At 61.4% G+C, this 20,223-nt stretch carries 19 protein-coding genes; 10 read left to right on the top strand and 9 right to left on the bottom strand.

Features of this window, described 5'->3' with window-relative positions; all coding sequences use genetic code 11:
* Positions 1-86: 86 nt before the first annotated feature.
* Positions 87-668 carry a superoxide dismutase [Fe] gene (gene sodB, locus NH8B_RS12555; protein WP_014087646.1) on the bottom strand — a complete coding sequence of 194 codons (582 nt, stop codon included), beginning with the start codon at positions 666-668 and terminating at the stop codon, positions 87-89.
* 118 nt (positions 669-786) lie between these two features.
* On the opposite strand from sodB, the gene NH8B_RS12550 reads away from it, so the two are divergent.
* The 5 genes from NH8B_RS12550 (at position 787) to NH8B_RS12530 (ending at position 5,409) form a co-directional block, all read left to right on the top strand.
* The gene (locus NH8B_RS12550; protein ID WP_014087645.1) at positions 787-1,959 is read left to right on the top strand and encodes an NAD(P)/FAD-dependent oxidoreductase; all 1,173 of its coding nucleotides are present in this window, start codon (positions 787-789) and stop codon (positions 1,957-1,959) included.
* 86 nt (positions 1,960-2,045) lie between these two features.
* Complete coding sequence (gene dnaB / locus NH8B_RS12545; protein WP_014087644.1) at positions 2,046-3,452, top strand: replicative DNA helicase; 1,407 nt, start codon at positions 2,046-2,048, stop codon at positions 3,450-3,452.
* 58 nt (positions 3,453-3,510) lie between these two features.
* Positions 3,511-3,819, top strand: a complete 309-nt coding sequence (locus NH8B_RS12540) for a (2Fe-2S) ferredoxin domain-containing protein (RefSeq protein WP_014087643.1) — start codon at positions 3,511-3,513, stop codon at positions 3,817-3,819.
* Entirely contained in the window at positions 3,819-4,427 is a 609-nt protein-coding gene (locus NH8B_RS12535) for an alpha/beta hydrolase (protein WP_014087642.1), read from the top strand. The genes NH8B_RS12540 and NH8B_RS12535 overlap by 1 nt, the downstream gene beginning before the upstream one ends.
* An 82-nt stretch (positions 4,428-4,509) precedes the next feature.
* Positions 4,510-5,409, top strand: coding sequence for an ATP-binding cassette domain-containing protein (locus NH8B_RS12530; protein ID WP_014087641.1), 900 nt, complete (start codon positions 4,510-4,512; stop codon positions 5,407-5,409).
* A 135-nt stretch (positions 5,410-5,544) separates the two neighbouring features.
* Here NH8B_RS12530 and map read toward each other — a convergent pair whose 3' ends face one another.
* The 4 genes from map to dinG form a co-directional block, all read right to left on the bottom strand.
* A complete protein-coding gene (gene map / locus NH8B_RS12525) occupies positions 5,545-6,342 on the bottom strand; it encodes a type I methionyl aminopeptidase (RefSeq protein WP_014087640.1) in 798 nt (265 codons plus the stop codon).
* 105 nt (positions 6,343-6,447) lie between these two features.
* Positions 6,448-7,596 (bottom strand): porin, encoded by a 1,149-nt coding sequence (locus NH8B_RS12520; RefSeq protein WP_014087639.1) that lies wholly within the window; start codon positions 7,594-7,596, stop codon positions 6,448-6,450.
* Between the two features lie 625 nt (positions 7,597-8,221).
* Entirely contained in the window at positions 8,222-8,536 is a 315-nt protein-coding gene (locus NH8B_RS12515) for a DUF3579 domain-containing protein (protein ID WP_008953623.1), read from the bottom strand.
* Positions 8,537-8,660: 124 nt separating this feature from the next.
* Positions 8,661-10,787, bottom strand: a complete 2,127-nt coding sequence (gene dinG / locus NH8B_RS12510; protein ID WP_014087638.1) for an ATP-dependent DNA helicase DinG — start codon at positions 10,785-10,787, stop codon at positions 8,661-8,663.
* Positions 10,788-10,937: 150 nt separating this feature from the next.
* On the opposite strand from dinG, the gene NH8B_RS12505 reads away from it, so the two are divergent.
* The 4 genes from NH8B_RS12505 to NH8B_RS12490 all read left to right on the top strand — a co-directional run bounded on the left by NH8B_RS12505 (position 10,938) and on the right by NH8B_RS12490 (position 15,740).
* On the top strand, positions 10,938-12,896 hold the full coding sequence (locus NH8B_RS12505) for an aminotransferase class I/II-fold pyridoxal phosphate-dependent enzyme (RefSeq protein ID WP_014087637.1): 1,959 nt from the start codon (positions 10,938-10,940) through the stop codon (positions 12,894-12,896).
* A gap of 180 nt (positions 12,897-13,076) precedes the next feature.
* On the top strand, positions 13,077-14,000 hold the full coding sequence (gene argF / locus NH8B_RS12500; protein ID WP_014087636.1) for an ornithine carbamoyltransferase: 924 nt from the start codon (positions 13,077-13,079) through the stop codon (positions 13,998-14,000).
* Positions 14,001-14,221: 221 nt separating this feature from the next.
* On the top strand, positions 14,222-15,442 hold the full coding sequence (locus tag NH8B_RS12495; RefSeq protein ID WP_014087635.1) for an argininosuccinate synthase: 1,221 nt from the start codon (positions 14,222-14,224) through the stop codon (positions 15,440-15,442).
* Positions 15,443-15,536: 94 nt separating this feature from the next.
* A complete protein-coding gene (locus tag NH8B_RS12490) occupies positions 15,537-15,740 on the top strand; it encodes a DUF2788 domain-containing protein (protein ID WP_008953628.1) in 204 nt (67 codons plus the stop codon).
* A 112-nt stretch (positions 15,741-15,852) separates the two neighbouring features.
* On the opposite strand, the gene trpE is transcribed toward NH8B_RS12490, so the two are convergent.
* From trpE to rpe, 4 genes are all read right to left on the bottom strand, one after another.
* Positions 15,853-17,316 (bottom strand): anthranilate synthase component I, encoded by a 1,464-nt coding sequence (trpE, locus tag NH8B_RS12485; protein ID WP_014087634.1) that lies wholly within the window; start codon positions 17,314-17,316, stop codon positions 15,853-15,855.
* A 132-nt stretch (positions 17,317-17,448) separates the two neighbouring features.
* Entirely contained in the window at positions 17,449-18,117 is a 669-nt protein-coding gene (locus NH8B_RS12480; protein ID WP_173387081.1) for a phosphoglycolate phosphatase, read from the bottom strand.
* A gap of 94 nt (positions 18,118-18,211) precedes the next feature.
* A complete protein-coding gene (locus tag NH8B_RS12475) occupies positions 18,212-18,961 on the bottom strand; it encodes an SDR family NAD(P)-dependent oxidoreductase (protein ID WP_014087632.1) in 750 nt (249 codons plus the stop codon).
* A 2-nt stretch (positions 18,962-18,963) separates the two neighbouring features.
* Entirely contained in the window at positions 18,964-19,644 is a 681-nt protein-coding gene (gene rpe, locus NH8B_RS12470) for a ribulose-phosphate 3-epimerase (protein ID WP_008953632.1), read from the bottom strand.
* A 145-nt stretch (positions 19,645-19,789) separates the two neighbouring features.
* On the opposite strand from rpe, the gene apaG reads away from it, so the two are divergent.
* Positions 19,790-20,170 (top strand): Co2+/Mg2+ efflux protein ApaG, encoded by a 381-nt coding sequence (gene apaG, locus NH8B_RS12465; protein WP_008953633.1) that lies wholly within the window; start codon positions 19,790-19,792, stop codon positions 20,168-20,170.
* Positions 20,171-20,223 lie beyond the last annotated feature (53 nt).

The following is a 20,223-nucleotide window of genomic DNA, read 5'->3' as shown; positions in this document are numbered from 1 at the left end:
CGGAGTTGCGCCGGTTTTTGTTTTGTTGTTTCGGCGAGCATGAAAAAAGGGCCCTGAGGCCCTTTGTGACGATCCTGCAATGGGGGTTAGGCGGCGAAGTTTTTCGCTGCGAAGTCCCAGTTCACCAGCTTCCAGAAGCTCTCCAGGTAGTTCGGGCGGCTGTTGCGGTAGTCGATGTAGTAGGCGTGCTCCCATACGTCACAGGTCAGCAGCGCTTTTTTGTCGGTGGTCAGCGGGGTGGCGGCGTTGCTGGTAGAGACCAGGTCGAGCGAGCCATCCGGGCTCTTCACCAGCCAGGCCCAGCCGGAGCCGAAGGTGCCGGCGGCGACGGCGTTGAAGGCTTTCTTGAACTCGTCGAACGAGCCCCACTTGGCGTTGATGGCGTCAGCCAGGGCGCCGGTCGGCTCGCCACCGGCGTTCGGGGCCAGACCGAACCAGTAGAAGGTGTGGTTCCAGACCTGAGCCGCGTTGTTGAACAGGCCGCCGGTCGATTTCTTGACGATTTCTTCCAGGCTGGCGTTCTCGAACTCGGTGCCCTTGATCAGGTTGTTCAGGTTGGTGACGTAGGTCTGATGGTGTTTGCCGTAGTGGTATTCCAGGGTTTCCTTGGAAATGTACGGAGCGAGGGCGTCCAGCGCGTACGGGAGTTCCGGCAGTTTGTGTTCCATCTTGATCTCCTAAGTGGGGGTGAATGTCGGCTCCGGGCCGACACGATGATGGCGGCAAGTTTACTGGAATTGCCGGGGCCGGCCAATAGCCGACTAAAAAGGTAGAGTAAAGGGTTTCATGGCGTATTTTGACGTAATCATCATCGGAGCCGGCGGCGCCGGGCTGATGTGTGCGGCTACCGCCGGGCAGCGGGGCCGTTCGGTGCTGTTGCTCGATCATGCAGCCAAGCTGGCGGAGAAAATCCGTATTTCCGGCGGCGGGCGGTGCAACTTCACCAACCTCCAGGCCCGGCCCGAGTGCTATCTCTCGGAGAATCCGCACTTCTGCCGCTCGGCTCTGTCACAATTCAGCGCCCAGGATTTCATCCGCCTGGTGGAGCGGCATGGCATCGGCTACCACGAGAAAACGCTGGGCCAATTGTTCTGTGACGAGTCCAGCCAGCAAATTATAGACATGCTGGACGGCCTGTGCCGCGAGGCCGGGGTCGATCGTCGCATGGGGGTGACGGTGGGCGCGGTGGAGCGTTCGGACCGCTTCCGGGTGCAGAGCTCGGCCGGGGTGTTCGAGTCGGCTTCGCTGGTTGTGGCGACGGGCGGGCTGTCGATTCCGCAGATTGGGGCGACCGGTTTCGGCTACCAATTGGCTGAACAGTTCGGCCTGGCACTGACGCCGAGGGTGCCGGCGCTGGTGCCGCTGACCTTTCATGCCGATGATGCCGCGCGCTTTGCGCCGCTGGCCGGTGTTTCGCTCGATGCGGTGGCGGGCTGTGGCAAGATGTGCTTCCGGGAGAACGTATTGTTCACCCACAAAGGCTTGTCCGGGCCGGCCATCCTGCAGGCATCATCCTATTGGACGCCTGGTCAGGAGCTGGTGCTCGATCTGCTGCCGGAACTCGACGCCGAGGCGTTCCTGGCGGAGCGTGAGGGAAGCGACCAGCTGCTGGCGAATGCCCTGGCCGATGCCGGTTGGCCGAAGCGCTTTGCCCAGGCCTGGCTGGACGGCGTGGGCTTTGGCGGGCGTGTGAAGGATCTGCCCGGCAAGCGCCGGCGCCAGCTGGCGGAAACGCTGCACCACTGGCGCGTTCGCCCCAACGGCAGCCAGGGTTACAAGAAGGCCGAGGTGACGCGTGGCGGCGTCAGTACGCGCGACCTGTCGTCCAAGACCATGATGGCCAAGGATGTGCCGGGGTTGTTCTTTATCGGCGAGGTGGTGGACGTGACGGGCTGGCTCGGCGGCTACAACTTCCAGTGGGCCTGGTCATCCGGCTTCGTTGCCGGCGAAAACTGTTAGAATCGCGGTTCGTCTGGTGCCAGACAGGACAGAACCCCACCCCACGACACTCTTTTCAAGCGGTGTCGTCTTACTTGATGTTGTACATGACCGACTCGACTGAATACTTTGACAGTGCCACCGCTGCGGTGCGCACCCCGCCCCAGTCCATCGAGGCCGAACAATCGGTGCTGGGTGGTCTGTTGCTCGACAACAGCGCCTGGGACAAGATCGCGGACGTGGTGGGCGAAGCGGATTTCTACCGTCACGACCACCGGCTGATCTACAAGCATATTGCCAAACTGGTCGAGCACTCGCGGCCGGCCGATGTGGTGACGGTGCTGGAGAGTCTCGACAAGTCGGGCGAGAGCGGCGCGGTAGGCGGGTTGGCCTATCTCGCCACGCTGGCGCAGAACACGCCGTCCGCCGCCAACATCCGCCGCTACGCCGAGATCGTGCGAGAGCGCTCGATCATGCGCCAGCTGGCGCAGGTCGGTACGGAGATTGCCGAGGCGGCCTACGCGCCGATGGGGCGCGACGCCGCCCAACTGCTGGATGAGGCCGAAGGCAAGGTGTTCCACATCGCCGAATCGACCGCCAAATCCAAGCAGGGCTTCCTCGAGATGCCGAACCTGCTGAAAGAGGTGGTCGAGCGCATCGACATGCTGTACAGCCGCGAGAACCCGGATGAGGTGACCGGCGTGCCGACTGGCTTCATTGATCTGGACGCCAAGACCTCCGGCCTGCAGCCCGGTGACCTGATCATCGTCGCCGGTCGTCCGTCGATGGGCAAGACCGCCTTCTCGATGAACATCGCCGAGCACGTGGCGGTGGAGCAGCATCTGCCGGTGGCGGTGTTCTCGATGGAAATGGGCGGTTCGCAACTGGTGATGCGGATGCTGGGCTCGGTCGGCCGGCTCGACCAGCACATACTGCGCACCGGCAAGCTGGGCGACGATGACTGGCAGAAGCTGACCTACGCCATCGGCAAGTTGTCCGACGCACCGATGTACATCGACGAGACGGCGGCGTTGACCGCGCTGGAGCTGCGCGCGCGCGCGCGTCGCCTGGCGCGTCAGCACGGTGGCAAGCTCGGCCTGATCGTGATCGACTATTTGCAGCTGATGTCCGGCTCGGGTCGTGGCGACAACCGTACCGCCGAGCTGGGCGAGATTTCGCGTGGCCTGAAGGGGCTGGCCAAGGAGCTGCAGGTGCCGGTGATCGCGCTGTCGCAGTTGTCGCGTGCCGTGGAGCAACGTCCCAACAAGCGGCCAATGATGTCCGACCTGCGTGAATCCGGTGCCATCGAGCAGGATGCCGACTTGATCATCTTCATGTACCGCGACGAGTACTACAACCCGGACTCGGACCAGAAGGGCTTGGCCGAAGCCATCATCGGCAAGCATCGTAACGGCCCGACCGGCGCGGTGCGGCTGGCCTTTATCGGCCATTACGCCAAGTTCGACAATGCCGCCTCCATTGGTGCCACCGGCTGGGCAGACAACGATTCCTGATCCATCAAGGTTGGCCGAAGCGTGGTCTTCGGCCAACCTTTATCGAGACGAGAGTGACATGAGTTATTACGACAAGCACGTGTTCATCTGCTGCAACCAGCGTGCCGAGGGAGAGGGCTGTTGCGCCGACTTCGGTACGCCGGCATTGCTGGGCTACATGAAGGACCGCGTCAAGGCGCTGGGCCTGGCCGGTGAGGGGCAGGTGCGCGTGAACAAGGCCGGGTGCCTGGGCCGTTGCGACGATGGTCCGGTGATGGTGGTGTATCCGCAAGAGACCTGGTATACCTTCGTCGACAAGGACGATCTCGACGAGATCATCGACAGTCACCTGGTGAAGGGCCAGGTGGTGGAAAGGCTGAAAATCTGATGCTGAAGGTTCCTCCCGTCATTTCCATCCGCGGTCCGGTCGGATCGCTCGAAACCATCTACGTTGCTGCCCAGGGGGAGACACGTGGCATCGCGGTGATCTGCCATCCCAATCCCACCCAGGGCGGCACCAATACCAACAAGGTGGTGCAGACCACGGCGAAGGCGCTGTCCCAGCTCGGGTACGCCTGCTACTGCCCGAATCTGCGCGGGGTGGGCAACAGCGAGGGCGTGCACGATTACGGTACGGGCGAAGTGGACGACGTTATCGCCGTGGTCGAGCATGCGCGAGCCGAGCAGGGTGACCTGTCGCTGGCGCTGGCGGGCTTCTCCTTCGGCGGTTTCGTCGCTGCCCGCGTACGCGAACGCATCGAGGCGGATCAGCTGCTGTTGATGGGGGTGGCGGTCGGCAAGTACGCCATTCCTACCCCCGAGGTGCCGGCCAACACGCTGGTGGTGCATGGCGAAGAGGACGAGGTGATCCCGCTGTCGGCGGTGCTCGACTGGGCCAGGCCGCAGGGGCTGCCGGTGACGGTGTTCCCGGGTACCGGGCACTTCTTCCACGGCAAGCTGGTGCCGCTCGGAAAATGGATCCAGCGCTGCTGGTAACGAGTCCGTCTTCGGCCAACCTTGCGGGTTGGCCGAAGCGTTTCTAGCGTAGGAAAAAGTTGCCGGGCAACAGGGGGGCGACATGCTCAGGGTGAGCGGGCTGGTCAAACGCTACGGCGAGCGTAATGCGGTGGACGGCATCAGTTTCGAGGTGCGGCGGGGCGAGTGCTACGGCCTGCTCGGCCCCAACGGCGCTGGCAAGACCACGACCATGAAACTGGCGCTTGGTCTGGTGTTGCCCGATGCCGGCGAGATCATGCTGTGCGGCGAACCCATACCGGCACGGGCGCGGGAAGCACGCAGCCGGGTCGGTGTCGTGCCACAGTTCGACAACCTCGACCCGGACTTCACCGTGGCCGAAAACCTGCTGGTCTGGGGGCGCTATTTCGGCCTGCGTCCCACCGACCTACGCGAGCGCGTGCCCTATCTGCTCGACTTCGCCGGCCTGGCCGGTCGTGCTGAAGCCAAGGTAGGGGAGCTGTCAGGCGGCATGAAGCGCCGCCTGACGCTGGCCCGTGCTCTGGTCAATGACCCTGATATCATCTTTCTCGACGAGCCCACCACCGGTCTCGATCCCCAGGCGCGCCATCTGATCTGGGACCGGCTGCGGCAACTGACGCGGGCGGGCAAGACGCTGGTGCTGACGACGCACTTCATGGAAGAGGCCGAGCGCCTGGCGACACGTTTGTCGGTGATGGACCACGGGCGGCTGATGGCGGAAGGCTCGCCGCGCGAGCTGATCCAGTCGCTGATCGAGGCCGATGTGGTCGAGGTGTTTGGCGATGGTGCCATCAACTGGGCCAGGCAGACATCGGCGGAGGGCGTGCGGATGGAGCTTAGCGGCGAAACGGCCTTTTTCTATGGGCAGGGCATGGAGACGCTACTGGCGGCGCTGGGCGAGAGTGGTTTGCGCTACGTGCTGCGGCCGGCCAATCTGGAGGACGTGTTCCTGCGTCTGACCGGGCGCGAGTTGCGTGATTGAACGCGTCCGGTTGAAAGCAAGTCGCCCGAAGATTCGACAGGCAGGAAAAACAAAACCTCCATATAAGTCAATCCCTGGAGGTTTTGTTTTTGCGGATCGGCACCCGTTGTATGTCACCCAGGTGGCGGCCCGGGCTTACTTGAATACCGGCTTCGGCGGCGTGCCGTCCGACTGGGTGAGCACCTCGTAGCCGGTCTCGGTCACCAGAATGGTGTGCTCCCACTGGGCCGACAGGCTGCGGTCCTTGGTGACGACGGTCCAACCGTCGCCCAGCAGGCGCAGATGGCGCTTGCCCTGGTTGATCATCGGCTCGATGGTGAAGATCATGCCGGCCTTCAGCTCCAGGCCGGTGCCGGGGCGTCCGTAGTGGAGCACCTGCGGTTCTTCGTGGAATTTCTTGCCAATGCCGTGGCCGCAGAATTCCTGTACCACGCTGTAGCCGGCGGCTTCGGCGTGGCGCTGGATGACGTAGCCGATGTCGCCCAGCTTGGCGCCCGGTTTGACCTTGTCGATGCCTAGCCACATGCATTCGTAGGTGACCTTGGCGAGGCGGCGCGCATGCGGGCTGACTTCACCGACATAGAACATACGGCTGGTGTCGCCGTGGTAGCCATCCTTGATCACGGTGACGTCGATATTGAGCATGTCCCCGTTCTTGAGCGGCTTGTCGTTGGGGATGCCATGGCAGATGACATGGTTGACCGAGGTGCACACCGACTTGGGATAGGGGTTGTGGCCATCCGGTGCGTAGTTCAGCGGGGCCGGAATGGTGCCTTGCACATTGACCATGTAATCATGGCAGAGCTTGTCCAGCTCTTCGGTGGTTACGCCGGCTTTGATGTAAGGGGTGATGTAGTCGAGCACTTCGGAGGCCAGGCGGCCAGCGATGCGCATTTTTTCGATGTCTTCCGGGGTTTTGAGCGTGATGGACATGCTTCTGCTGCGTCGGTGGGTTCAAAGGCTAATAGTAGCAAATACCATAAAAAACGGGCACCCTCAGGTGCCCGTAAAAACTGACTCTTAAGAAGCTAACAGCGCTTAGAAGCTGTGCTTCATGCCAATACCGAAGGCTTGCGGGTCGTTGCCGGCGGTGAGTTTCGCTCCAGAGGTCCCGAGGCCTTCCGAATAAACGGGGTTGTTCTGGAGGTTGACAGCGGCTTTGCTGTTGTTGGTGATCTTGGTGGCGTAGGCTAGCAACTGGGTACGCTTGGAGAGGTCATACGTTGCGCCCAGTACCCATTGCTTGGCCTTGTAATCATCTTCATTACCAGCCGCATTTTTCAAGGCACCCAGTTCGCTGTACGACAGTTTGACGGTAGCGGCACCGAAGCTTTGAGACAGGGCGACGGTCCAGTCGGTCTGCTTGGTGTCGTTGGCGCTCACGTAGTCGAAGCGGCCTTGCTCAATCCCGGCGCCAATCATGGTGCCGGTGGGGAACATGTAGCTGGCTGCCAGTTTGTAGAACTGGGTTTTGTTGAGGTCTTCGGTGGTGCCAGTGCTATTCAGCTTGTTGCCTTGGCGATCGTACCCAACGGCGACGGTGAGTGCATCCCACGTGTATTTGCCTGCGAGCGAGAGGCGGTCATTGTTCTGGCGGGTACCATCCACAGTGCCAATTGGACGGGTTTCATCCACACCGTAAGAGGCGCCCAGCTCGAAACCGGCCATCTTCGGCGAGAAGTAGTGAACCGAGTTCTTCAGGCGGGTTTCGCCGCGGCTGAAGATGGCGGTCGCACCTTGGGTATCTGCCGTGGTGTTGGCCATGGCGTTGATACCAATATCGGTCAGTGCCTTGTAGGCGGTGTCATTCTGACCAAGCAGTACTTTGCCGAAGCTTGCATTTTCCAGGCCAACAAAGCTGTTGCGGGTAGCGAAGGTTGCGGTTTCGCCCTTGTCGTTGGTGCCGCCTTGTTCGAAGTTTTTCAGGCTGCTTTCAACCTGCCAGATCGCTTTCAGGCCATTACCCAGATCTTCGTTGCCCTTGAAGCCGATGCGGGAGTTTTCATCGGAAACGCGGGTGCGGGACTTGTAATCCTTGGACGAATCACCGTTGCCGGTGGCCTTAACGGATTCTACACCGGCGCTCACAAAGCCGTAGATGGTTACATCGGCCATGGCCGGGGCGGCAAACGCGCCGGCAACGACGGCGGCGATCATGATTTGTTTGTTGGCAAACAGTTGTTTCATTTGGCAATGACCTTTCTTATGGGTACTGCTGGTGGAAGTAAGCAATTGATCAGCTTTTTATTATTACGGTGGCCCCCGTGCCGGGATAACCAAGGAAAACTCATATGGTTTTCGCCGCCGTGTATTTGTAACAAACAATGCCGCTTTCGTGTCTTGATCTGAAGTAGGGTAAAACGCCAGTTGACGAATGCCTTCTTTCTGTCATATGCGTCGAGCTTGGTAAGGGATGAGGGTTAAGTGTGGCGGTATGCCAATAAAACAGAAAATTTGCGGCATAAAATGCCAACGTCAATAGGTTTTCTTCTGTGGTTTTGTGGGGGTGTCGTTACCGAGCTGTGTGGTGAAATTGTGACGGATTGTTTTAACGGGCCGTTCGAAGTGTTGTTTTTTTGTCTATTTGTTGCAAAATAGTGTCGCATTTATGCACATGTACGTTTTGTGCAACAGGCAATGAATGAAGGCAAGGTCGGCGCTTGCTCTGATGGGCATCGGCTCGGAGTGGTGGTTGTAAGCGAGGGAGCTGGGGAGAGGGGCCCAAAAGCAGCTTCTGGCCATTGGGAAAGCCCGAAGCTGATTTTGGCGAATGCTGTGGTGTTGACCGGAATGGTCGAGTTTTGCAGAGGGGTCAGGCGAGAAATTTGTTGGGGTAGACCTCGTCGATCAGGGTGCGGCAATCGACGACACGTAAATCATTGTCTTTGGCGAAATCCAGCAGGAACTGAAACACGGCAGGGTCGATTTTTTCCAGCTTCTTGTCGACCGCCACGCAGCGTACTCCTTCGAGCAACATCGGGCGCACATACGCGTGGTAAGCCAGTTTCTGATTGTCGCCAAAGGAGGCCAGGATGCCGGAGAGGCGTTCGGCCCAGTCGCTCGGGCGGAAGGTGCGTCCTTCAGAGGTGAGACCCTGAATGACGATTTCATATGGGTTACAGATCATAGTGATGGACCGGAGGAGTACTTGTTCTGTGTAGTCTCTCGAATCCCGGCCGATGGTGCTATTGGTGTTTTACCCATTTTGCCGGGGTGTGCACTCGAGGGTTTGCCCGCATTCTACCCCAAAACTAGATGCGCTTGAACGGGGGCAATGAGGCCAGCAGCTTCTTGCCATAGCTCTGGCGCATCAGCCGATTATCAAGGATGGTGACCCGGCCGTAGTCCTGTTCGGTGCGAATTAGCCGGCCGACAGCCTGGATCAGCTTGATCGATGCTTCCGGCACGGTGATCTCGATGAACGGGTTGCCGCCACGCTTCTCTATCCAGCGCGACAGGGTGCGGCCGACCGGGTCATCCGGCATGGCGAAGGGCAGCTTGGCGATGATCACGTGTACGCAACTCTCGCCGGGCAGGTCTAGTCCTTCCGAAAATGAATCAAGGCCGAAAATGACACTCGCTTCACCTTGCTTGAGGCGTTCATGGTGCTGCACCAAAAGCCGGCTCTTGGGTAGTTCGCCCTGGATCAGCAGCCGTTCGCGCAGTCCTGCCGGTACGGCGGCCGCGACTTCCTGCATCTGCTTGCGTGACGAGAATAGCACCAGCGAGCCGAGTGGTTCGGTGACGTCGATCAGTCGCGGCAGCCATTCGACGATCTCCCGGGTATGAGCGGCAGGATCCTTGGGGGAGGCTACCATGGGGGGGAGGTACAACTCCCCTTGTTCCTGAAAACTGAATGGCGAGTCGAGGGCGACGCAGCTGACATCGGGCAGCCATTTGAGGCCGGTTTGCGACAGCAGCAGGTCGAATTCGCCCAGCGAGCGCAGCGTGGCCGAGGTCAACAGGGCGCCGGCGACGCGGCGCCAGAGGGTGCCGGCGAGGCTCGCGGCGGCACTGACCGGCGAGGCGCTGAACAGGTAGTCGCCCTTACCTTCGGTGCGCCGGGTGATCCACTTGGCGATCGGCGGTGCGTTCTCGTCGGGGGTCTTCTCGAACAGATCCCACACCGCCATCAGTTGCTCTGAGCGGCCGATCAAAAAGCCCAGGTCGCTGCTGAGCTTGTCGACCAGTGTGGCCTCGCTGCCCTTGTCCTTGCGCACTTCGCCCAGTGCGTCGCTCATCGACGTCAGGTGCTTGTAGACCATTCGTGCCGACATGGCGAGGTTGGCGGCGGGCACGGTGAAGCGTTCGGGGAGGATGCCGTCATCGATCAGCCAGGTCGGTTCCAGGTTGTCGCTGCTGGCGGCCAGTGCTTCTTCGCCTTCCAGTAGCCACAGCCATTCGGTCAGCGTCTCCATGCAGGCGCCAGCGGCCTCGATGGCATTGCCCGCCAGTTCGCTCTTGTTGGTCAGGCTGTCGACGCGGGTGGCGACGGCGGCGACCTTTTCCAGCCAGAACATGGCCTGCGCCAACGAGTGCTCGGCGGAGAACTGGTTGACCGCCTTCTTGGCCAGGTGATGCGCCTCATCGATGCAGTAGAAGCTGTCATCGGGTGCCGGAAGGATAACCCCGCCGCCCATGGCAACGTCGGCCAGCATCAGGTCATGGTTGGCGACCACGACATCCACCGTTTCCAGGGTTTCGCGGGCGAGATAAAACGGACATTCGGGACGATTGGGGCACGCAGCCTTGAGGCAGCTGTACCGGTCATTGGTGACGCGGCTCCATAGGCCGTCTTCGACTACCTCTTGCCAGGTATCGCGATCACCGTTCCAGCGCCGGTAATAGAATTCATCGGCCATCTGACGCAGGGCTTCCAGCTCCTCTGCCTGCGGCTTGCGGTCCCACAGGGCCAACTCCGGCTCCGGCGCCAGCAATTGGCCTTGTGCCGAATTTGCCGTTAGTTGATAGAGGCGGTGCGGGCAAAGATAGCGTCCGCGCCCCTTGGCCAGGGCAAATGTGAGCGGCAGTCCGCTGTTGTCCACCACGAAGGGCAGGTCCCGGTTGACGAGTTGTTCCTGCAGCGCGACGGTGGCGCTGGTGACCACCAGCTTTTTGCCGCGCGCGCGCGCCATGACGCCGCCGGCCAGCAGGTAAGCCAGGCTCTTGCCGACGCCGGTAGGCCCTTCCACCACGATGATGCTTTCCCCCTCGCGCTCGGGCAGCTCATCGCCTTCCTTGTTCTTGCTGCGCGAGAAGGCGTTGGCGATTTCGGCCAACATACGGCGTTGGGCATTGCGCGGGCGGAACCCCGGCAGGTTGTCGGCAATGGCGCGGTAGTGGTCGCGAATGGCGTCTTTTTCGGCATCGGTCAGCATGGGGCAGATTTTACCCGAAGGGGGGATTGTGCGCCCGCATCAATGACGCACCACTGTCCGCGAGCTAGGATGAGGGCAAAACTAGCATGTGAACAGAATGTCGTACTGACATGGGTCAGCATCATCGCGTTGAGTCGGGAGGAGGGGTAAATGACACCCGTGAGCCGAGTGCTGGTGGTGAGCGACGATGCCAAATGGCAAGGGGAAGTGCTGGCGGGGCTGGGGGCGGCGGCGATGCAGCTGGAGAATCCCTTCGGTCTTAGCTTTCTTGGAGCGGCCCGGCTGGGCGAAGCCATGGAGAGGGTGGCGGCCGACGGGGATATCCAGATCGTCCTGGTCGACAAACAGCTGGGTGAGGAAGGTCTTGCCCAGCCGGCGGTGCAGTTGGCGAACCGGATCGTCGCCTTCCGTCCCGAATTGTCGCTGTACATCCTGCTGGTGGACGATGACCAGAAACTGCTGGTCGAGGAGATGGCCAGTCATGCCGTGGATGGCTATTTTTACCGGGATGAACTCGACTTCAGCGGTTGGTTCCGGATTCTGACGGCCGAATTGGCCGAAAAATCGGCTACCCCGTTCTACGACCGGCTGAAACAGTACGTACGGATGGCCAAGGATTCCTGGCACACACCGGGGCATTCCGGGGGTGACTCGCTGAAAGGCAGCCCATGGGTGGGTGATTTCTACGAATTCGTCGGCGAGAACATGCTGCGGGCCGATTTATCGGTGTCGGTGCCCATGCTCGATTCGCTGTTGCATCCGACCGGAGTGATCGCCGAGTCGCAGGCGCTGGCCGCCAAGGCGTTCGGCGCGCGCAAGACCTATTTCGCCACCAATGGCACATCGACATCGAACAAGGTCATTTTCCAGACTTTGTTGACGCCGGGCGCGACGCTGCTGCTGGATCGTAACTGCCACAAGTCGGTGCATCACGGTGTGATCCTGTCCGGTGCCCGCCCGGTCTATCTCGATTCCTCGATCAATCCCAAGTACGGCATTTTCGGGCCGGTGTCGAAAGCCACCCTGTTCGCCGCCATCCAGACGCACCCGGAGGCGCGGGTGCTGATTCTGACCTCGTGCACTTACGATGGGTTGCGCTACGATCTCGAACCGATCGTCGAGGCGGCTCACGCCAGGGGGATAAAGGTAGTCGTGGACGAGGCGTGGTATGGCTTTGCCCGCTTCCATCCGCAGCTTCGGCCCACCGCGCTGGAGGCGGGGGCGGATTATGTCACGCAAAGCACCCACAAGGTGCTGTCGGCCTTTTCGCAGGCGGGCATGATTCACGTCAACGACCCCGACTTCGACGAGCATCTGTTTCGAGAAAACTTCAATATGCATGCCTCGACCAGCCCCCAGTACAACCTGATTGCCAGCCTCGATGTGGCGCGCAAGCAGGCGGTGATGGAGGGGTATCGGTTGCTGGAGCGTACATTGAGGCTGGCCCAGGAGTTGCGGCAGAAGATCGATTCGACCGGAGTATTTCGCGTGCTGGAATTGGAGGATCTGCTCCCGGAGGAGGTACGGGAGGATGGTATCCGGCTTGATCCCACCAAGCTCACGATCGATATCACCGGCTCCGGATTCAGTGCGGATGAATTGCAGCAGGCCTTGTTCGAGCGCTACAACATCCAGGTGGAGAAGTCGACATTCAGCACGGTTACGTTGTTGCTGACCATCGGCACCACGCGCAGCAAGGTATCGCGGCTGCACGATGCCATGCTGCGGCTGGCCAAGGAAAAGCGACCGCGGCATACCCCGCGGCGTCTGCCGGAGATTCCCCATTTTAGCCGGCTGGCGTGTCTGCCACGCGATGCCTTTTATGAAGAAGGGGAACGTCTGCCCTTATTGGATGATGAGGGGCGGCCGAATGGCGAGCTGGTAGGGCGGGTGTGCTGCGACCAGATCGTTCCCTACCCGCCGGGGATTCCGGTGTTGGTGCCGGGCCAGGTGATCGACGAGAGCATCCTGTCCTACCTGGCGCGCCTGCAAAAAGCACAAAAAACCATAGAAATGCACGGCTTGGCAGGTAATTCTGGTGATTACGTTGTGCGGGTTCTAAGTTCGGTAGAGTTTTTGCAATTGCCGAGCAGAATATTGTTCAGTTGATTGCTTGCCAGTTCGGCCGATTTCCGATAAATATAAGGTTTGTCGCATTTGTGTAAGTTTTCGGCCGATTGGCCACATTTTGCGACATCCTGATGTACCGATAATTTTGCAACCAGCGTGTAGTACGTGCCGCCGCGCGAGACTTCCGGGCCCGGCGGCCATTTATTTTGGATTGTGACCATGACGCAAGTAAGACATTACCTGCAATTCAGTGACCTGAACCGCGATGACTACCAGTACCTCTTCCAGCGTGCCCAGGTACTGAAGCGACGACATGGCTCCGGAGAGCTGTACCGTCCGCTGGTAGGCAAGGTGATGTCGATGGTGTTCGAGAAGAACTCCACCCGCACCCGGGTGTCGTTCGAAGCCGGCATGTCGCAGCTGGGCGGCCACGCCATGTTCCTCGATGCCAACACGTCGCAGCTGGGGCGCGGCGAGCCGATCGAGGATACGGCGCGGGTGTTGTCGCGCATGAGCGATATCATCATGATCCGCACCTTCGAGCAATCCAATGTCGAGCGTCTGGCCGCCAATTCCCGCGTGCCGGTGATCAACGGGCTGACCAACGAGTATCACCCGTGCCAGATTCTGGCTGACATCCTGACCTTTATCGAGCATCGTGGTTCGATCAAGGGCAAGACCGTGGCCTGGGTGGGCGACGGTAACAATATGTGCCGCACCTGGCTGCAGGCCGCCAAGCTGCTCGATTTCAAGCTCAAGGTGGCGACCCCGGTGGGCTACGAGCTGAAGGCTCTCGACAGCCAGCATTACGGCCCAGAGCATTTCGAGCCCAGCCATAGTGCCGAGCACGCCGTGGCAGGCGCCGATCTGGTGACCACCGACGTGTTTACCAGCATGGGCTTCGAAGCGGAGTCCGTGGCGCGCATGGAAGCGTTCCGCAACTATCAGATCACAGCCGATCTGATGAAGCGCGCCAAGCCGGATGCCCTGTTCATGCATTGTCTGCCGGCGCACCGCGGTGAAGAGGTGGCCGCCGACGTGATCGACGGTCCGCAAAGCGTGGTGTGGGATGAGGCGGAAAACCGTATGCACGGGCAGAAAGCCCTAATAGAATATCTCCTGCTGGGTCGTGTAGACGACTGAAGAGCCTGTTTCATCAGGCGGCTGAGCCTTTGCACCTTGAGTGCCGGCGGACTGCGGGCGAATTTTTAATTCGCTCAGCGATGCGGAATCCTCATGTGCTCTGAGTACATTCAGGTTTCCTCTGCTCCGGCGGCGCTCGATCTGCTCCGGCTCGCTCGCCTGCTGAAATAGGCCTACATTCCTGCAAGGGAACTCCAAACATTTCGCCGAAAGAAAACGTAATGTCTGACATTAAAAAAGTAGTGCTGGCCTATTCCGGCGGCCTGGATACCTCCGTCATCCTCAAATGGCTGCAAGATACCTATCAGTGTGAGGTCGTCACCTTCACCGCCGACATCGGCCAAGGTGAGGAAGTGGAACCGGCACGCAAGAAAGCCGTGGCGCTCGGCATCAAGCAGGAAAACATCTTCATCGACGACCTGCGCGAAGAGTTCGTGCGCGATTTCGTGTTCCCGATGTTCCGTGCCAACGCCATCTACGAAGGCGAGTACCTGCTGGGCACGTCGATCGCCCGTCCGCTGATCGCCAAGCGCCAGATCGAGATCGCCAACCAGACCGGTGCCGACGCGGTATCGCACGGCGCTACCGGCAAGGGCAACGACCAGGTGCGTTTCGAGCTGGGCTACTACGCCCTGAAGCCGGACGTCAAAGTGATTGCCCCGTGGCGCGAGTGGGACCTGCTGTCGCGCGAGAAGCTGCTCGCTTATGCCGAGAAAAACGGCATCGACATCACCAAGAAGAAGAGCGGCGGCAGCCCGTACTCGATGGATGCCAACCTGCTGCACATCTCCTACGAAGGCACCGTGCTGGAAAACCCGGCCGCCGAGCCGGAAGAAGACATGTGGCTGTGGACCGTGTCGCCGGAAAATGCCCCGGACCAGGCCGAATACGTCGAACTCGAATACAAGAACGGTGACATCGTCGCCATCAACGGCGTGGCGCTGAGCCCGGCCCAGGTGTTGACCGAGCTGAACCGCCTCGGTGGCAAGCATGGCATCGGCCGTCTCGACATCGTGGAAAACCGCTACGTCGGCATGAAGTCGCGCGGCTGCTACGAAACCCCGGGCGGCACCATCATGATGAAGGCGCACCGCGCCATCGAATCGATCACGCTGGACCGCGAAGTGGCTCACCTCAAGGACGAGCTGATCGCCAAGTACGCCAGCCTGATCTACAACGGCTACTGGTGGGCGCCGGAACGCAAGATGATGCAGAACATGATCGACGCGTCGCAGGCCACCGTGAACGGCTGGGTGCGCCTGAAGCTGTACAAGGGCAACGTGATCGTGGTGGGCCGCGATTCGAAGACTGATTCGCTGTTCGACCCGAACATCGCGACCTTCGATGAAGACTTCGGCGCCTACAATCACGCCGATGCCGCCGGCTTCATCCGCCTCAATTCGCTGCGCATGCGCATTGCCGCCAAGCTGTACAACAAGTAACAGTGGCACGGCGTAATAAAAAACCGCACCGGGGTGGTGCGGTTTTTTTATCGGCTCCGTATAATGGCGGGGCTAAACAAATCAGGGACTTGCAATGAGCGAAGAGCAGTTCACCAATATCTCGCTGGCCGTGTGTCTGACCGGCCTCGTGGTGTTCATCGGATTCATCATCTGGGATCTGGGCAAAAAGTCGGGCGCCGGCAAGTTCGGCACGGCGGTGCTGTTCCTGGTGCTGGGGCTGGGGGTCGGTGGCTTCATCTTCAAGAATGTCCTGGTGGAGTTTTTCATTCTGAAGTAGCCGATCGGGGTCTTGCTCCCCGTGGTTGCTCGATTGATCAAAAAGAACACTGGCCCTTCCTGTGGGAAGGGCCAGTGTTCTTTTACGTACATCGTACGCGTGTAGAGATGGCTTAAGCGTCGAGCCCGCTCTGTGCCAGTTCGGCGGCACGGATCACGGCGCGCGCCTTGTTCTGGGTTTCTTGCCATTCCGATTCGGGGACCGAGTCGGCGACGATGCCGGCGCCGGACTGCACGTACAGCATGTTGTTCTTGACCACGGCGGTACGGATGGCGATCGCGAGGTCCATGTCGCCGGAGAAGCCAAGGTAGCCGACGGCGCCGCCGTAGACGCCGCGCTTGGTGGGTTCGAACTCGTCGATGATCTCCATGGCACGCACTTTCGGGGCGCCGGACAAGGTGCCGGCCGGGAAGGCGGCCTTGAGAATGTCGATATTCGAAACCTCGGGAGAAACGCGGCCCTCGACGCTGGAGACGATGTGCATCACGTGCGAGTAGCGTTCGATCACCATGTTGTCGGTGACGTTGACGCTGCCGACGTCGGCGACACGACCGACGTCGTTGCGGCCGAGGTCCATCAGCATGACGTGTTCGGCGATTTCCTTCGGGTCGGCCAGCAGTTCTTCGGCCAACCGTTCGTCTTCCTCGCGGTTCTTGCCGCGCACGCGGGTGCCGGCGATCGGTCGCACCGTCATGGTGTCGTTCTCGCGCCGCACCAGGATTTCCGGTGAGGCCCCGACCACGTGGAAGTCGTCGAAGTGGTAGAAGAACATGTACGGCGACGGGTTCAGGCTGCGCAACGCGCGGTACAGCGTCAGCGGCGAGTCGTGATAGGGCATCTGCAGCCGCTGCGCCAGCACCACCTGCATGATGTCGCCGTCGACGATGTATTGCTTGGCACGCTCGACCGCGTGCTTGAATTCTTCCTGGCCGTATTCCGAGCGCGCCTGGGTCGGCTGGCTCGGCAGCGACAGCGGAATGGCCACCGGTTCGCGCAGCTTGGCGCGCAGCTGGCCGAGCCGCGCCTGCGCCTTGATCAGCGCGTTGGGCACCGCCGGGTCGGCGTACACCACCAGGTAGAGCTTGCCGGACAGGTTGTCGACCACGGCGAGTTCTTCCGACAGCATCAGCAGAATGTCCGGGGTGCCGACCGGGTCGGGTTTCTGCGTGGCGGCCAGTCGCTTCTCGATGTAGCGGATGGTGTCGTAGCCGAAATAGCCGACCAGGCCGCCGGTGAAGCGCGGCAGCGACTCGACCGGCGGGGTGCGGAAGCGCTGCTGGAAGGTGTCGATGAAGGCGAGCGGGTCGCCTTCGTACTGTTCGATGACCTTGTCGCCGTACTCGACCTGCACCTTGTGGCCGTTGACGCGCAGGCGCGTGGTGGCGGGCAGGCCGATGAAGGAGTAGCGGCCGAAGCGCTCGCCGCCCACTACCGACTCCAGCAGGTAGGAGTAGGGCTGGTTGGCCAGTTTCAGGTAGACCGACAGCGGGGTGTCGAGGTCGGCGAACAGTTCGAGGGTGACCGGAATGCGGTTGTAGCCGGCGGCGGCAAGGCGGGTGAATTCGTCGTGCGTCATGCTTTATCCCAAAATGACCAGAAACGGAAAACGATGCAAACGGAGGTGTGGCTCAGGGTTGCCATCGCCAGCTGGCCAGGTTGGGCAGGAATTTCATGATGCAAACGGTATCCAGAAATGCGTCAGACAATGTCAGGTATTCTTAAACAAATCGTAGAGTTCGACAAGGCTGTCCACCACGTGGTCGGCCTCGAGGCTGGCGGCGTCACCGTAGCCGTAGCTGACTGCCACGGCCAGGCTGCCGGCCGCGCGTGCCGCCAGCACGTCGTTGTGCGAGTCGCCGACCATCGCCAGCTCGTCGGGGCGGATGCCCAGCGTCTGGCAGGCGTGCAGGAGCGGGAGGGCCGAGGGCTTCTTCTCGGGCAGGCTGTCGCCGCCCAGGATCATGCTGAACGAGGAGGCCATGCCGAGCTCCTCCAGCAGCGGTACCGCCAGCCGTTCCGATTTGTTGGTGATGACCACCTGTGGTAGTTGCAGTGCGCGCAGCAGCCCCAGGGCATCGTGCACGCCGGCGTAGACGCGGCTGTGTACGTTGAGGTGATCGCGGTAGTACTGCACGAAGAAGGTGAAGCCGCGTTCCCACAGCGCGGGTTCGGCCTGGCCGTCGCGCTCGTCGGTGATGGCGCGGTGCACCAGGCTGGCGATGCCGTCGCCAACGTGCTGCTGGATGCGCAGTTCGGCCAAGGCGGGCAGGCTCAGGTACTCGCGCATGGCGTTGGCGGCGGCGGCCAGATCGGGGATGGAGTCGACCAGCGTGCCGTCCAGATCGAACGCCACGGCCTTGATGTGTTTTGCTGTCATGGGGTGCGTGAAAGTGAGCGCCTGCACGGGCAGGCGGAAACGGTTGTCCTGCCCGCGAGTATACACCAGGCGCTGGCGCCGACCGCGCCGCGGCTCACGGCAGGGCGCGGATGTCGACCACCGGCTCTTCGCCGAAGCGGGGCCCCAACAGATAGTCCAGCAGTTTGCCGGCGGCGGCTTCCGGGCTGTCCAGCGCGCCTTCCTGTTTCAGTGCCAGAAAGCGCGGCAGGTTGGGGAAGCTTTCCGGTGCGGCATGACGGATTTCGGCCTGCATGTCGGTATCGATTACGCCGGGGTAGACTGCGGCGACCCGTGCAGGGTTGGCCGAAGCCGCCTGTTCCACGGCGAGGTGGCGGCTGAAGTGGTCCAGTCCCGCCTTGCCGCTGCCGTAAACGCCCCAGCCCGGGTAGGCCTTCACTGCGGCGCCGGAGGAAACGTTGAGGATGCGGCGGTCGCTCCAGGCGGTGGTGTCGGCAAGGAAACGGTTGCTCAGCACCATCGGTGCCGCCAGGTTGAGGCTCAGGGCGTGGCGCAAGGCATGGTCGTCGTAGTGGCCGGCCACCGCGATCGGCCAGACCACCCCGGCGTTGTTGATCAGCAGTATCTGTCCGTCCCGGGGCAGGGTGGCCAGGGCGCGAGCGATGGCGCTGTCCTGCTGGGTCGGGTCGCTCAGGTCGGTGCTGAGCCAGTGCAGTTGCCCGGGGTGGGCTTCGGCCAACCTGGCCAGGCCCTCGCCCTGGCTGCGCGCTAGCGCCGCCACGCAGAAGCCGCGTGCCAGCAGGTTGCTGCACAGGGCGAGCCCCAGTCCACGCGAGGCTCCGGTGACGATGGCGGCGCTGGACATGGTCAGCCTGCCTTGGCCAGCTCGGCGCGCATGGCGTCGATAGTGGCCTTGTAGTCGTCGGTGCCGTAGATGGCGGAGCCGGCCACGAAGGTGTCGGCGCCGGCCGCGGCGATCTCGGCGATATTGTCGATTTTCACGCCGCCGTCCACTTCCAGCCAGATCTCGCCGCCATGGGCTGCGGTGTACTCATCGATGCGGCGACGCGCCTCGCGCACCTTGTTCAGCGTCTGCGGAATGAACTTCTGGCCGCCGAAGCCGGGGTTGACCGACATCAGCAGGATCATGTCGATCTTGTCCATGACGTGATCGAGGAAGGACAGCGGGGTGGCCGGGTTGAACACCAGGCCGGCCTTGCAGCCGGCATCTTTGATCAGGCCCAGGGTGCGGTCGATGTGGTGCGAGGCCTCCGGGTGGAAAGTGATGATATCGGCGCCGGCCTTGGCGAAGCTGGCGGCGAGTGCATCGACCGGTGTCACCATCAGGTGCACGTCGATCGGGGCGCTGGTGTGAGGGCGGATGGCTTCGCAGACCAGCGGGCCGACAGTCAGGTTGGGCACGTAATGGTTGTCCATCACGTCGAAGTGGATGATGTCGGCGCCGGCGGCGATGACGTCACGGACTTCTTCGCCAAGGCGGGCGAAGTCGGCGGAAAGCAGGCTGGGGGCGATGCGGAATGGGCGCATGAGATGAACTAACAAGCTGGACGGAAAAGCGAATTGTAGCCCCATCGTCGGGTAGCGTCATGCTTCGTGCCCCGGTCCGGGGCGGGATTGCTGCTAGAATGGGAACATCGGCGCCGCCCGGCCCGCCTGAACGGATCCCCAAGCAATGGCAAACAAAGAATACTGTGTCGAAGTCACTGCCGAATCCTCCTACGTGGAAGAACGCTCCAACGTGGCGGCGGATGTCTATGTGTTCAGCTACCGCATCAGGCTGACCAACAGCGGTACCAAAACCGCGCAGTTGATCAGCCGGCATTGGTTCATTACCGAAGCCGACGGCAAGGTGCAGGAAGTGCGCGGCATGGGGGTGGTGGGGGAAAATCCGCGACTGGAGCCGGGGCAGAGCTACGAGTACAGCAGCTGGTCGCAGATCGGCACGCCGTTCGGCACCATGAAGGGCAGCTACCAGATGCTGGCGGACGACGGCCAGCGTTTCGAGGCGGAGATTCCCGAGTTCCAGCTGGTCGCTCCGCGCGTGTTGCACTGAGTCGGGCCCGGCCTAGCGTTTGGGCCAGGTCCACCATACGATAAAGCCGGCAA

Origin of the sequence: Pseudogulbenkiania sp. NH8B, assembly GCF_000283535.1 — a bacterium.
Lineage (GTDB): Bacteria > Pseudomonadota > Gammaproteobacteria > Burkholderiales > Chromobacteriaceae > Pseudogulbenkiania > Pseudogulbenkiania ferrooxidans.
The sequence above is the reverse complement of the archived record's forward strand: the minus strand, read 5'-3'. Positions and strand labels throughout refer to the sequence as shown.

What these genes read in the sequence shown, in the direction of transcription:
- NH8B_RS12535 (WP_014087642.1), top strand. Translation starts at nt 3,819, where the DNA reads ATGCTGAAGGTTCCTCCCGTCATTTCCATCCGCGGTCCGGTCGGATCG.
- trpE (WP_014087634.1), bottom strand. Translation starts at nt 17,316, where the DNA reads ATGACGCACGACGAATTCACCCGCCTTGCCGCCGCCGGCTACAACCGC.
- NH8B_RS12475 (WP_014087632.1), bottom strand. Translation starts at nt 18,961, where the DNA reads ATGTCCAGCGCCGCCATCGTCACCGGAGCCTCGCGTGGACTGGGGCTC.
- NH8B_RS12515 (WP_008953623.1), bottom strand. Translation starts at nt 8,536, where the DNA reads ATGATCTGTAACCCATATGAAATCGTCATTCAGGGTCTCACCTCTGAA.
- dinG (WP_014087638.1), bottom strand. Translation starts at nt 10,787, where the DNA reads ATGCTGACCGATGCCGAAAAAGACGCCATTCGCGACCACTACCGCGCC.
- NH8B_RS12505 (WP_014087637.1), top strand. Translation starts at nt 10,938, where the DNA reads ATGACACCCGTGAGCCGAGTGCTGGTGGTGAGCGACGATGCCAAATGG.
- sodB (WP_014087646.1), bottom strand. Translation starts at nt 668, where the DNA reads ATGGAACACAAACTGCCGGAACTCCCGTACGCGCTGGACGCCCTCGCT.
- NH8B_RS12490 (WP_008953628.1), top strand. Translation starts at nt 15,537, where the DNA reads ATGAGCGAAGAGCAGTTCACCAATATCTCGCTGGCCGTGTGTCTGACC.
- NH8B_RS12495 (WP_014087635.1), top strand. Translation starts at nt 14,222, where the DNA reads ATGTCTGACATTAAAAAAGTAGTGCTGGCCTATTCCGGCGGCCTGGAT.
- NH8B_RS12520 (WP_014087639.1), bottom strand. Translation starts at nt 7,596, where the DNA reads ATGAAACAACTGTTTGCCAACAAACAAATCATGATCGCCGCCGTCGTT.
- NH8B_RS12530 (WP_014087641.1), top strand. Translation starts at nt 4,510, where the DNA reads ATGCTCAGGGTGAGCGGGCTGGTCAAACGCTACGGCGAGCGTAATGCG.
- apaG (WP_008953633.1), top strand. Translation starts at nt 19,790, where the DNA reads ATGGCAAACAAAGAATACTGTGTCGAAGTCACTGCCGAATCCTCCTAC.
- NH8B_RS12480 (WP_173387081.1), bottom strand. Translation starts at nt 18,117, where the DNA reads ATGACAGCAAAACACATCAAGGCCGTGGCGTTCGATCTGGACGGCACG.
- rpe (WP_008953632.1), bottom strand. Translation starts at nt 19,644, where the DNA reads ATGCGCCCATTCCGCATCGCCCCCAGCCTGCTTTCCGCCGACTTCGCC.
- map (WP_014087640.1), bottom strand. Translation starts at nt 6,342, where the DNA reads ATGTCCATCACGCTCAAAACCCCGGAAGACATCGAAAAAATGCGCATC.
- dnaB (WP_014087644.1), top strand. Translation starts at nt 2,046, where the DNA reads ATGACCGACTCGACTGAATACTTTGACAGTGCCACCGCTGCGGTGCGC.
- argF (WP_014087636.1), top strand. Translation starts at nt 13,077, where the DNA reads ATGACGCAAGTAAGACATTACCTGCAATTCAGTGACCTGAACCGCGAT.
- NH8B_RS12540 (WP_014087643.1), top strand. Translation starts at nt 3,511, where the DNA reads ATGAGTTATTACGACAAGCACGTGTTCATCTGCTGCAACCAGCGTGCC.
- NH8B_RS12550 (WP_014087645.1), top strand. Translation starts at nt 787, where the DNA reads ATGGCGTATTTTGACGTAATCATCATCGGAGCCGGCGGCGCCGGGCTG.